This is a genomic window from Reinekea marinisedimentorum (assembly GCF_004341165.1).
Taxonomy (GTDB): domain Bacteria; phylum Pseudomonadota; class Gammaproteobacteria; order Pseudomonadales; family Natronospirillaceae; genus Reinekea; species Reinekea marinisedimentorum.
In genome coordinates this window covers 469731-481729 of the sequence record NZ_SLZR01000001.1, presented here as the reverse complement: position 1 = coordinate 481729, position 11999 = coordinate 469731, and the positions used below count along the sequence as shown (strand labels likewise).

The following is an 11999-nucleotide window of genomic DNA, read 5'->3' as shown; positions in this document are numbered from 1 at the left end:
AGCCAGGGCTTCAAGTTGCTCTTTGTTCATAGTGCTTATCCTTAGCCTTTGCAGGCAATGATGATAAGCAGTTACACAAATTTATCTACAGGCTCGCTTTAACTTAATGAATTAAGTGTTCATCTAAATTAATTAAGCCGCATAAAGCGGCTTAATTTTTGGGTTTCAAAGCTAATTAGTCCGTAAACACTTTGGTAGCTGAGCCCTCTTCGTATACAGGAGCTATTGCGCTTTCAGAGTATCGTCCGGCTAACTCTGCGCCCTTGACTCCTAAGTAGCTAGATCGGTATGTACTTCCACTAATCAAATAACCTTGATCATCAACGATTTCATCTACACTGTATTCGGAAGTATCCAGAGCAATATTTCCTGTCGCGTAGATCAAACTCGTATCATTATTAGTCACATCCGATACAATATTCGCAACAGCCAGATTATCTTCTGCTTGATAAGCACTGGCCCCTTGATTCCTAAGTTCAATAAAACCAGTGATTACTGTGTTTCTATACAAAAAACTATTATAGTGCTCTTCTCGCCAGTCAAAATTCTCACCAAAAATCACGGCAAATGCTAATGACGGGCGGTAGGCAGCGTACTCTTCATTAGTACGTATGCGGTTCCAACAAACCTCATGGTCATGCGGAATTGTTTCTGAGGCGTCTCCATAGTGAATCGCAATTTGCCTACCATATACATCCTCTACAGCCACATTATCTCTAACGGTAACGTATGCATTTGTTGCCTTCATCCAAAAGCCATAATTGGTTTTGGAATTTTTAGCTTCGTTACTTTCTACCAAAACATAGTTAGCTCGGTACAGGTCTACATAGTGCCCATTACCACCGTCACTATTAGTTACGTAGTTAAATGTATTTGATTTAATAAAAATATTTTCACGCAAAGCATTACTATGGCCATAAAATATTGGTCCGGCGTTGTCTGTTCCAGATGTTCCTGCAGTAATATTGCTAAAGGTGTTCTTCCAAAACGTCGTTCTAGATGCATCTGGACCAAACCAAAAGAACTTAGGGTTTCCAACATCAACACGAGCATTGTCCCAGTTTATACCACTTACGTAGAAATCATTTGCCTCGTCATTTGAAAAAATAACTTGTGCTTTAGAGCTGTCAACTACCACCTTCTCACCGGGATAACCAACAAAAGCCAGTGTTTTATCCGCCGGTGTGAAATTAACGTTATAGTTGTTATCAGCATCACCAACCATTGAATAGTTACCACCACGAAATACTACGATTTTTCCTGCATAGGTAGTATCTGCTGCATCACCTAGATACCAGTCTGAAAAATCTTCTAATGGCTCATTAAAAGTTCCACTTTGGACACCATTATATTCATCTTCTATAAAGACGAACTTTTCATTGTCAACATCAACCGTCCACTCCGCTGTTACTGTACTACCATCCTGGTCAGTAACTAATACTTCGAAACTATAGGTGCCACTGTTAGAAGAGGGTGTCCAACTAATCACACCGTATCCAGCACCATCAAAGTATTCACCTATTTCCGCACCAGCTGGTGCTTCGACTAATTCATACTTAAACGGCCATGCACCTCCTTGAACGCCGATAGGTATTTGATACTCCATTTCACTGTGAGCCCATCGGTGACGGGAATCTGCATTGCTTTCTATATTAGGACGAGGGTAGACCAAATGCATAGGCATCTTAGCGCTTATGAATTCACCCTCATCCAAAGGAAAATCTGCACTATAACCAAAACTACTAAAAAACATTGCTACTATTGCAAGTACAGTACTATTAAACAACAACTTCATATTACTACTCCGCTAGCCTTATGGCCTAAAACATAGAAACTACTATATTTCAGTTTTCTCTCATTACCACTACAAACACTGATCTATTTCAAAAGATGTGACAACCTTAACGGTAGCAGCTTATCAACGCTAACTATTGACGACTACACATCAGCCGGATAACGTTCTGACAATATTTTGTCTCTACTCGGCTAGCTAGGCTTTAGGCCAATCACAGCCTTAAATTTCCCATTCGATGTGCGCTTGATACTTTCTATATATTCGACATTGACTGCCATTTCATTATTCAAACGCGCAGACAAGTTCTCTATTAATCGCAACTCTTCAGCCAGATTAAAGCCAACACCCTTAACCACACGTATTACGACCGAGTCTTTAGCTACCTGTTCAATCTGAGCCTCTCGGATACCCGCTAATCCTTTGAAAATGGGATCTAACCGCCCTATGCGATTTCCTGACGGCGTAATTAAGACATCATCCATTCGGCCTATGAACTCAGTTATGTGCCCATCACGGCTCACTACAACCTTGTCGCCCGTGGTGTATCGAATTAGCGGCATTGCCTTTAAAAATAACGGCGTGGCAACTAGCTCTGCAACATCACCGGTCCGATTCAAGAATTCTGGAACATAAGTTTCATCGAAATGGTAATAATCACTTCCATCTGACCAGCAATTGAAAACCATTTCAGTACTTCCATAATGGTCAATTAATTTTGTGTCAAAGAAATCAGCTATTACTAGTCGATGTTCTGGACTAAGTGTTTCTGAAGAAGTAACAATAAATTGAGGGCTAAAATTGAGTTTCACACCGGCTTCTTTGGCCAAAACGACCAATGAATATAAAGAAGATGGGTAACTATCAATATACTTTGGCTGATACCTATTTAGCCAATTGATATAATGAGCTACCGTTCTAGAATTTATCCCATAGCTGGAAAGATAGAGTGTCTTATTATAACAGTCTATATTACCAATTTGATGCTGTTTATTGCCACCAACCATTCTACCTGCAAACGTAGCGCTTTTGTCTCGATAGTCACATCCGTTTTTTAGCAAGATACTCCGGAACTGATCGAAATTTACGGCACGTTCCTGTTTGGTACAAAAGTAGGTTCCAGGTGACCCTGTTGTACCGCTAGTATGGTGGGCAAGTAGATCCTTTTTGCGATATTCGTCAGAAATGAAGCTTTCCAAATTGTCACGGACTATTTTTTTGTTTATTACGGGCAGGATATTTGGCAAGTCACTGGCAACAATCTTGTCAATGGAGAACTTATTTCCTTGATATAGTTTTCGGTAGAAAGGAACGTGCCTTACCGCATATGTTAAAAGGCTCTTTAAAGCCTCATTTCGACATTCATTACTTTCTGTTGATGAGAGCTCTTTCTGGCTTGCAAAGTAGTCACTAGGTAGGCGAGTGTGATATCTAATTCTTGACTGCTTGTAGCCATAGCCAGTCACTAAAACATTCTGCAGCCAATACGGAAGGCTTTTATAGAAATTACTCATTTAGACCAACCTCTAGTCTTTGACCCTGGACTTACTTATGCCTTGATTAAAAATCATCATAAACGATGACTTAATAACGCCTATATCACGAGATACAATATACAGAAGATCAACACAGTAGATTTTAATATATTCTATATGACTACTTGCTCTATAGGATGCCCTATAAATCCGCTTAAACGAAAATACAACAGGTAATGTTAGCCAAGCAATAATAGCAAGAACAGAAAGCCAGGAAGTAACTAGTAATAAAACAATGAAGGCAATGCCTATAAAGATGTGCGCGAGTAGAAGCAAAAACACTGTTTCTCTAATGGACGACCTTAAGTTCTGAATATAGCTTGAACTCTGCCAAACCTGCCTAGACGCAAAGCTCCTAAAGGTATCAGGGTAGCCTAAATGCACAACATTCAAGGATGGATCAACCTTACAGCCATTCCTACCCTGCATCAGCTTAGTATATGCGCTATCTTCTCCAGCAGTTAAGTAATCTGGGAATCCTCCGACCTGATTGAACTCTTTGCGCCAGGTAACTATACAGCCACCAACCAGCAAAGATTCATTCTCTCCACTATTCCCATCATTAAGTATCCAGTACCGTTCAAAAAAAGATGGGTTTTGACGTAAATTATAGTAGCCACCGATCGCTGATAAGTTTTTTTTAACGAGTAATTCCAAGCAACGGCTCACCCAGCCCTCATCTGCAACACAGTCAGAGTCTAGAAACACCAAGACATCGCCGCTAGTCGCTTTAACACCATCGTTTCTTACTCCGCCTACATATTTTGCTTTGCTGCTAAGAACCTTCACCGGGTATTGCTTCGCAATCTGCAAGGTTTTGTCAGTTGACCCATTATCTACAACAACAACTTCATAATTTGCTATTTGACTACTCAGCTTTTGTTGCGTAATTGAATCCAGGCAACTAGAAAGATAACGCTCTTCATTGTATGCGGGGATGACGACTGAAACAGAATAGCTATGCATTACGATATTACCGCGCTGAAGTTAGTTAAAATTCGTACTCTGTGTTGATGCTATAACCAGGTTAAACACCTTTCCAATTTTGCTGTAACTGTATTTGTATTCAATAAGTTTTTGACCCTCTACAGAAAGAGATTCGCTCAAATTCTTATCCGCTAACAATAACTTTAACTTAGTCGCAAACTCCATTGGCGTGCGTGCAAACAAAACATTAACACCGTCTTCCACATCAATACCTTCACAAGCAATAGGGTGTGCAATTAAAGGAATTCCCATTGCCAGAGCATCCAGCACTTTCAACTTAGTACCGCCACCATCTCGTATTGGGCAAACGTAGGCCGCTGCGTTTTCCATGAACGGGAAAATATCATCTACAAAGCCATGTGCAGTCACATTAGCTCTTTTACCTGCCAACTCATCTAAAGCCGGCACACTACCTTTGCCAATAACGTTAAGATCAACGCCCCCTAGTGCCTGCTCAATTGCAGGGTAGATATCTGTTGCAAGCCAACTAACCGCATCTACATTGGGGTACCAGGTGAGGTCGCCTATAAACACTAAGCCACTTGTATTCTCAGGCTTATATTCCTGTTTACGCTTAAAATAATTAGTATCTACACCATTAGGTATACAATGAGTATTGCATGGCACAATACTATTCAACCTTTCGGAATCCAGCTTGGAGCAAGTAACATTGACTGTGACTTTGTCGGCGTATCTCTTTTCCAGCCATTTCATCTTTATTGCTTCCCAGCGGAACAAAAACTTCTTCAGTATATTGCCTTCCTGTTCTGCCCTGCGTACTAACATTAAAGATTCAATATTATGGTGGTTCAAAATGACCGGTGTAGTAATGCCTTTTAGCAATGGCATTAAGCTAATAGTATCTACATACACTGCATCGTATTTTTCTAATTCAATGGCGCTCTCTATTGCGCGTACAAATTCAGGATGGTTGTAATAGACTTCATCGTAAGTTTTAGCAGAAAACAATGCCTGCAGTGCGCACCTAATTTTATTTTTGGCATAATCTGCGCCGCCAAATACAACGAGTGCCTTAACATTTACATGCTTAGACAGTGCTTCATTGGTTACTTTTAGGCCCTGCTTAACTGTTTGGAATTTCTCTTCAAGAAGTGCATGGGAGGCTAAAGATATAAAGTCTATATTGTGTTCACTAGCAGCTTGCACAAGCATATTGTAGGCACGCTGTTGCGCTCCCCCTTTAGGAGGGAAAGGTGAGAAGTGGCTTAACCAGAGCACCTTCATATATTTCTTCCTTGAGCATCTTCTACCGTATTTGACTCTAAAGCAGGCTGTGACTTGCTAATTTTATGCGTAGTTCTCAAGGCAGCCAGCATGGAAACCGAAACCCACATAAAGGGGTAATAGGCAACGCTTACAAACTGCCCGGCTACGCAAAACCCCAAAATCCCCATGAGAAGCCCACGATGTATACTGTGATCTATCTCACTTTTACCCCTAAACCTCAATACACTCAATGGCAATAGAATGAACCAGAGCAGAGCAGGAAAACCAGCATCCGTACCCACCTGAATAAAGATGTTATGGGGTAGCTCTGCCCGCAGCCTACCTTGATGGTTTCTGAAAAGAATATCCTGAGGGTAAAAATCAGTGAAATAGACCGGAAAATTGAAAAAACCGACGCCCGTAAATGGATAGTCTTTCATCATTTCCCAGCCATTTTTCCAGTACAGAATACGCTGTGTAGAGGTAGTATCATCACCCATAGACCTGAATCGATCTTTCTGCTCTTCCGGAAGAACGTAATTAATTGCCACCACAACCAAAATAGCGGCTACAAGAACCTTAGGGCGAAATACCTTTTTATAAAAAAAGACAGCTAACAGTAATGCCAAAGCTAGCTGACTTCCACGACTACTGGCCCCAATAATGGTTAAAACTGGGGTTACTACACCTAGTACAAGCAACAGCTTTTCCAGTCGACCCGAATACGGCCACATTCGCATAATTAAACAGATGCCCAATGCAACAAGCACCAGCATTTGAATAGATAGTTCGCCAGAATTCTGAAAGTAACCTGAAGGCCCCATTAAGCCCCATTTTGTAAAACTAAATCCTCTCATGGCATACGTTCTACTGGTTCCTATAGATATCTTCAGAGAACAAATGAACAGAATCATTAAAAACACGTAAAAACGCTCTCGCGTTTGCACAATGGTTGTAACTAAAAAGAATACAACTACCCATTGAAGGAACTGAATATTCTTGGACCAAGAAACATCAGGGTTATATGCAAAGATGAAAGATATATATATTTGAATGGTAAATAGAACAATTAGAGTATGAGTAAGGCTCCACCTGAGCTTACTCTTTTTATCCACAAAGCTAAAGCCAAGCGATAATGCCAAGAACAACTGAGACCAGGGTATAAAATCTATCGCTGTATAAATGGCCTGTGGGCGGAAGTATTCAAAGAAAAGAAAGCCGCAAATTGCCCAAAAGGCGGGGTGCTCACTCCAGAAGAACGCCCACATTTTCTTAATTTTAAAGAAATAGAAATCTTCTACTTTAAAATCTTCTGGTTTCACCTTAGCCACGATTCACCACTTTACTTGTAAAAGCTGCTACTTGCTGTTCGCATTTTTCAAAGAACAGCGGGTTGCAGGAATAAGGGTCTTGAATGTAAGGCTTACTGCCGATCAACCCGAGCAATACAATTGGAGCATCAGGCTGTAAGGCCTGATACATTTCTATGTGCTTTGGCTCCATAACGATAATGACATCGCCACGCTCTGGCTTAAATTCGCCCATTCTTGTTGTAACGTGTGTCTTCAGATTTATACCGATAGTCTCTGCATATGCAATGGCTCGCGGATCTGCCGGGTCCCCTCCACGCGTATCCAGGCCAAAAGACGCGGTATTTACCCCTAGCTTTTTTGCCACACCCTCAGCTAACGGGCTACGGCAAATATTACCGGCACAAACAAACACATAACGACGAGGTTTAAAATTAAGGCTCTGAATGGAATATCGCTTATAAAAGCCTAAGCGGAACAGAAGGTTATGCTTGAAAGCCTTCAGTAAACCACGCTTTGATCCATAATTGTTATTAATATACCGTTCTAAAAAAGCCGGGCACCACATAGTTATATTTGCTCCAACTCTTTTTCTGCAATAGCAAGATACTTACTTACCATCGCCTGCATGCTGAACTGCCGTACTACTTTTTCATGGGCGCTGGTTACAAATTCATTAGGTGCTGCCAGTGCACTAATTATAGCTTCGGATAATGCCCGGGGGTTACCAACAGGCACCATAATGCCATCTACTCCCGGGGTGATAATTTCTTCAGGGCCACCACATTTTGTAACCACTACCGGTACATTTGCCGCCATGGCCTCCAGTGTCGCAATAGAAAAACCCTCAGCACTGCTGGAAAGAGCAAAAACATCTAGTTGGGCCAGAAAAGACGGGGTGTCATCTACGAAACCTAAAAAGTGAACATTGTTACCGAGTTGTAATTTTGCAACTAATGCATCCAGCTCGCCCTGCAATGGCTGTTTTGAGTGCCCTGCAATCAAAAAGTGCACACCCGGTTCTTGCTCAATCACCAGTGCAGCAGCTTCGATCAAATTTTTATAGTCTTTTGCCGGGCGAATATTTCCGACGCTTCCAATAAGCTTAGTGCTTTCATTTAATCCTAGATCAAGGCGAAAGCTTCGAACCGCGGCACGTGTATACCTATCAGTGCTTATGCCGTTGTGGATAACCTCCAATTGGCTAGCATTGAACAGCCCTCGACTCTCCAGATAGCTCGCTAGCTGGCCACTAACGGCCACCACTTTACTTAGCCCTACCTTCAGTATCCACCGCTTTACTGCTACAAAGCGCTCGTTAGGGTTTACATCAACTTGGCCATGTAAGGTTGCTACTACTGGAACCCTGTATAGAAAACGCAGAATAGAACAGCTAAGAGCCGAACCCAGTAAGTGCGCTTGAATGTATTGAACGTTGTATTTTTTGATAATTCTAAAAAGCTGCAAATAATAGGGAAGCGATAAGAAACCGTAAGGCTTCAAAACCAGATAAGGAATCTGTCTTTTTTTAAGCTGCTGCTCCACCCAGCCACTGCCCTTAATTAAAGCAAGCTTATTGTACCCCTGCAGATCCATATTTTCTGCCAGGTCAAGAAAAACCGTTTCAGCTCCTCCCGGCCCTGTAGTATCTATTACATGCAAAACTGTTGGTTTCTTATTCGCCATGTCTTCCACAACATTTATATAACAATGAGGCAAGAAACCCCGTTATCGACTACCCAAAATAGCTTTTCCCTGAGGGAGCCGAACCAGAATACCCGCTGCAATCCATGATGTAGCCAAAGTGAGCAGGCTAAGTGCGGCAAAGCCTGAAATACCTTTTAACCCAAGTGCACCAAAAACAACGGCAAGCAGTTTTAACAGAACTGGGCTATGCAGCAAATAGATACCCATCGTATTTTTACCTAGGCTCGCTAACCAATTAATTTTTGGAATATGCATAAACCCAATAAATAGGAACAGCATGTAGCTGTATTGAAACATCAGGCCAATGAAATCTGTATTCCATTGGTAAACACCATAAGCAGAGCACAAAAAAACAGCGGTAACTACGGGCATCAGGCGCTTGATCTCGAAAGTTGCTAGCCCCAGAAACATCCCCAGCATGAAAAAACTAACACCCCAAAGAGAATTCTGAAGCGCATCAATGCCAAACGGCGTTAGCCTAATAACGCTTAGCTCGGTGTTAAACACTGAATAGGCAATGGCTAAAGAAACGGCGAATAACAGCAACAACCCAGAGGAGAAATTGTACAACCTCTCTATTGAAGTAACTGCAAGACGGACGATAAACAAAGACAGCAGGAAGTAAAGCTGAGACGAATAAACACCACCGAGCATTTTCATGAAAAGCTCATAAAGCCCAGCAACATTTATTACATTAGCCTCAACAACACCAAGAACTTCAAATATATATCTGCAGAAGGTGTATATGACTGTGAAACTTATCCAAGGTATGACGAGTCGCTTAAAATTGGCCTTCAGTTTAAAGCTTCGTTCTGTTCTCTGATCGGGGCTTTTCCCCAAACAAAACAGGTAACCATCGACCAAGAAAAAAATAGGCACTGCTACCGATAAAGTAAGCTGCTGCACTACTGTAAACAGGGCTTCACTGATACCATTCGTATAGCTAATGGCATGAATCATCACAACCATAACAATAGCGATCGCTCGAACCTGATCGAGATAGTATAGCCTCACAAGCCACCTGGATATGAAATTAAGAGGAAGATAGGAGATAAACGCCGCGGTCTGGTCATTCCGTTGTCCAGTACAAATTCAAAGCAAGAGTTTAACATTCAGCCTAAGCCAAAATCTAATGGCTTTTTTATTGCACACTTCGATACCAACACCTGCATTTCATCAGCTGCCAAGCTACGTTTTGCCTCCTATTGGCGAATCCGATGATGTAAACTGGCTAGCAGTTTTTCAGAGATAGGCCGAATGGAATCACTACCCAAATCGTTTTTAGTTATGGATGCCAACCAGCGCAGCGCTCTAGCCGTTACCCGCTCACTTGGCAGGCAATACTCAGAGGCCAGCATTATTACCGCAGATACGATGCCCCGCGCTTTAGCCGGCGCCTCCAAATACTCTGATAAATACATAACCTACCCTGATCCATCTACTAAACCCCAGGACTTTGTTCACTGGGTGGCAGAACATTGCAAAGATAGCTACTACGACCTGATCATTCCTACTACTGAAATTACCAGTCAATGCCTGCTGGCTGCAACACAGCAGCTACCTAACCTGCCTCTACCCTTCGCAGACCACAAAACCGTAATGCAATTAGCCGACAAGAGTAAGTTGGTGCAAGCAGCAGAAGCCGCAGGCCTACCGGTTCCTGTAAGCGCATTCTTTGAGAACAGCAGCCAGTTGCCACCTATTGAACAGTTTGCATACCCAATTGTTTTAAAGCCAAGCCTTTCTAAAATTCCAACCCAATCTGGCTGGATTACTACCACTGTTCGCATCATTAATAATCAGGAAGACCTTAAGGCAACCCTAAGGACAGATACTTACCTGAAGCAACACTCATTTATGCTGCAAGAGTTTATACCGGGCCATGGTGCCGGGCTGTTCTGCCTGTTCAACAAAGGCAAACCCGTTCAGTTTTTTGCACATACGCGCCTGCGCGAAAAGCCTCCTCAAGGGGGTGTTAGCGTCCTTAGCCAGGCGGCACCAATTGATAAAAAGCTTCAGGCACTCACAGTCAGACTGCTCAAGGCAGTCAATTGGCATGGCGCGGCCATGGTGGAATTTCGCATTGCCGAAGATGGCACAGCCTACCTCATGGAAATTAATACCCGCTTTTGGGGCTCTTTACAGCTGGCGATAGATAGCGGCGTAGATTTCCCTGCCCAACTAGCAGCCATACACTTAGGCGAAAAGGTCGCTCCAACCAACGAATACAACAAAGACCAACGTTTACGCTGGTTACTAGGCGATTTAGACAGCCTGTATATTTATATGAAAGGTAACTATTCCAATAAACAAAAGCTGCTTAGAATTGCGGCCTTTTTAACCCCGCGCTTTCGCAACCAGCGGCATGAAGTAAACCGATTAAACGATATAAAACCGTTTTTTACCGAGCTGGAGCAATACATCAGCTCCTTGAAGGGGTAAACCAATGAACATTAAAACACTGGTAAAAGGCGCAATAACGGTTACTAAAAGTAATTTCGGCCAGCACTCTTTACCCACTACCAAAAATAAACTCTGGGTGTTGATGTACCACCGAATTTTGCCAAAAGATGACCCTCGAGCCTCACTTGAAGAACCAGGCATGATCGTAACCCCAGATACACTGAACATGCACATAACAGAGCTTAAAAAACTGTTTGAAATTGTCGATTTAGAAGATTGGCTAAATCGCTTTAAACTGGGTGAAAAACTCCCTCCAAAAGCCTGTGCCATCACCTTTGATGATGGCTGGCTAGATAACTACGAATACGCATTACCAATATTAAAGGCACACCAGGCACCAGCAACCTTGTTTGCCGTTGCCAATAAAATAGGTACCTGCTTTAGATTTTGGCCAAACATCGTTATCGAGCTCATCGCTATGGGTGCTCACAATCAGCTCAGACTACACCCAATGTTTGAACAGGCCACTCAACTGGCCAAACACGCATTTTCAGCAGAAAGCGCTGCCGAGTGCATCAAACAACTAAAAAAATACTCTGAAGATGAAATATATACCGCGCTCAACAGTATTGAATGGCAAGAGTCATTCAACCAATCTCGCCCGGCGTTAATGGATTGGCAGCAACTAAACGAAATGCAAGCATCTGGGCTTGTAAACACTGGCTCTCACACCTGCAGCCATCGAAGGCTGAACAAAGAGCTATCTGAATCTGCATTACAGCAAGAAGTTGTTGAGAGCAGGCGCATTCTGCAACAAAAGCTAGGTACGGAGATTAATCTATTCTGCTTCCCTAATGGCGATTACAACGAGCAGGCAATAAACCTTACAAAACAAAACTACCTTGCTGCTGTTACAACCCAACGCGGCATAAACAGCGCACAAAGACTAAAAACACACGAAATTCACAGAACCGCCCTGCACAATGACATCAGCGATACACCCAGTAAGTTCCGAGCCAGGCTGGCAGGCTGGTAACA

Annotated in this window: 10 protein-coding genes; 2 read left to right on the top strand and 8 right to left on the bottom strand. The window is 42.5% G+C overall.

Annotated elements, in window-relative coordinates:
• Positions 1-175: 175 nt before the first annotated feature.
• The 8 genes from BCF53_RS02300 to BCF53_RS02265 all read right to left on the bottom strand — a co-directional run bounded on the left by BCF53_RS02300 (position 176) and on the right by BCF53_RS02265 (position 9572).
• Positions 176-1795: an Ig domain-containing protein gene (locus BCF53_RS02300; protein ID WP_132699448.1), complete on the bottom strand. Its 1620-nt coding sequence runs from the start codon at positions 1793-1795 to the stop codon at positions 176-178.
• A gap of 191 nt (positions 1796-1986) precedes the next feature.
• Entirely contained in the window at positions 1987-3306 is a 1320-nt protein-coding gene (locus tag BCF53_RS02295; RefSeq protein WP_132699446.1) for a phenylacetate--CoA ligase family protein, read from the bottom strand.
• 12 nt (positions 3307-3318) lie between these two features.
• Entirely contained in the window at positions 3319-4293 is a 975-nt protein-coding gene (locus BCF53_RS02290; RefSeq protein WP_132699444.1) for a glycosyltransferase family 2 protein, read from the bottom strand.
• Positions 4294-4314: 21 nt separating this feature from the next.
• Complete coding sequence (locus tag BCF53_RS02285) at positions 4315-5559, bottom strand: glycosyltransferase family 4 protein (protein ID WP_132699442.1); 1245 nt, start codon at positions 5557-5559, stop codon at positions 4315-4317.
• Positions 5556-6872, bottom strand: coding sequence for an O-antigen ligase family protein (locus BCF53_RS02280; protein ID WP_132699440.1), 1317 nt, complete (start codon positions 6870-6872; stop codon positions 5556-5558). Before BCF53_RS02280 ends, BCF53_RS02285 begins: the two co-directional genes overlap by 4 nt.
• Positions 6865-7419 (bottom strand): arsenate-mycothiol transferase ArsC, encoded by a 555-nt coding sequence (locus BCF53_RS02275; RefSeq protein WP_132699438.1) that lies wholly within the window; start codon positions 7417-7419, stop codon positions 6865-6867. The genes BCF53_RS02280 and BCF53_RS02275 overlap by 8 nt, the downstream gene beginning before the upstream one ends.
• A 2-nt stretch (positions 7420-7421) precedes the next feature.
• The gene (locus BCF53_RS02270; protein WP_132699436.1) at positions 7422-8537 is read right to left on the bottom strand and encodes a glycosyltransferase; all 1116 of its coding nucleotides are present in this window, start codon (positions 8535-8537) and stop codon (positions 7422-7424) included.
• Between the two features lie 42 nt (positions 8538-8579).
• Positions 8580-9572 (bottom strand): acyltransferase family protein, encoded by a 993-nt coding sequence (locus tag BCF53_RS02265; RefSeq protein WP_132699434.1) that lies wholly within the window; start codon positions 9570-9572, stop codon positions 8580-8582.
• A gap of 273 nt (positions 9573-9845) precedes the next feature.
• Here BCF53_RS02265 and BCF53_RS02260 point away from each other — a divergent pair, with 273 nt between their 5' ends.
• Together BCF53_RS02260 and BCF53_RS02255 are read left to right on the top strand one after the other, a co-directional pair.
• Positions 9846-11000 carry a carboxylate--amine ligase gene (locus BCF53_RS02260; protein WP_243645751.1) on the top strand — a complete coding sequence of 385 codons (1155 nt, stop codon included), beginning with the start codon at positions 9846-9848 and terminating at the stop codon, positions 10998-11000.
• Between the two features lie 4 nt (positions 11001-11004).
• Positions 11005-11997, top strand: coding sequence for a polysaccharide deacetylase family protein (locus BCF53_RS02255; protein ID WP_132699430.1), 993 nt, complete (start codon positions 11005-11007; stop codon positions 11995-11997).
• Positions 11998-11999 lie beyond the last annotated feature (2 nt).

What these genes read in the sequence shown, in the direction of transcription:
- BCF53_RS02295 (WP_132699446.1), bottom strand. Translation starts at nt 3,306, where the DNA reads ATGAGTAATTTCTATAAAAGCCTTCCGTATTGGCTGCAGAATGTTTTA.
- BCF53_RS02290 (WP_132699444.1), bottom strand. Translation starts at nt 4,293, where the DNA reads ATGCATAGCTATTCTGTTTCAGTCGTCATCCCCGCATACAATGAAGAG.
- BCF53_RS02285 (WP_132699442.1), bottom strand. Translation starts at nt 5,559, where the DNA reads ATGAAGGTGCTCTGGTTAAGCCACTTCTCACCTTTCCCTCCTAAAGGG.
- BCF53_RS02275 (WP_132699438.1), bottom strand. Translation starts at nt 7,419, where the DNA reads ATGTGGTGCCCGGCTTTTTTAGAACGGTATATTAATAACAATTATGGA.
- BCF53_RS02255 (WP_132699430.1), top strand. Translation starts at nt 11,005, where the DNA reads ATGAACATTAAAACACTGGTAAAAGGCGCAATAACGGTTACTAAAAGT.
- BCF53_RS02270 (WP_132699436.1), bottom strand. Translation starts at nt 8,537, where the DNA reads ATGGCGAATAAGAAACCAACAGTTTTGCATGTAATAGATACTACAGGG.
- BCF53_RS02260 (WP_243645751.1), top strand. Translation starts at nt 9,846, where the DNA reads ATGGATGCCAACCAGCGCAGCGCTCTAGCCGTTACCCGCTCACTTGGC.
- BCF53_RS02300 (WP_132699448.1), bottom strand. Translation starts at nt 1,795, where the DNA reads ATGAAGTTGTTGTTTAATAGTACTGTACTTGCAATAGTAGCAATGTTT.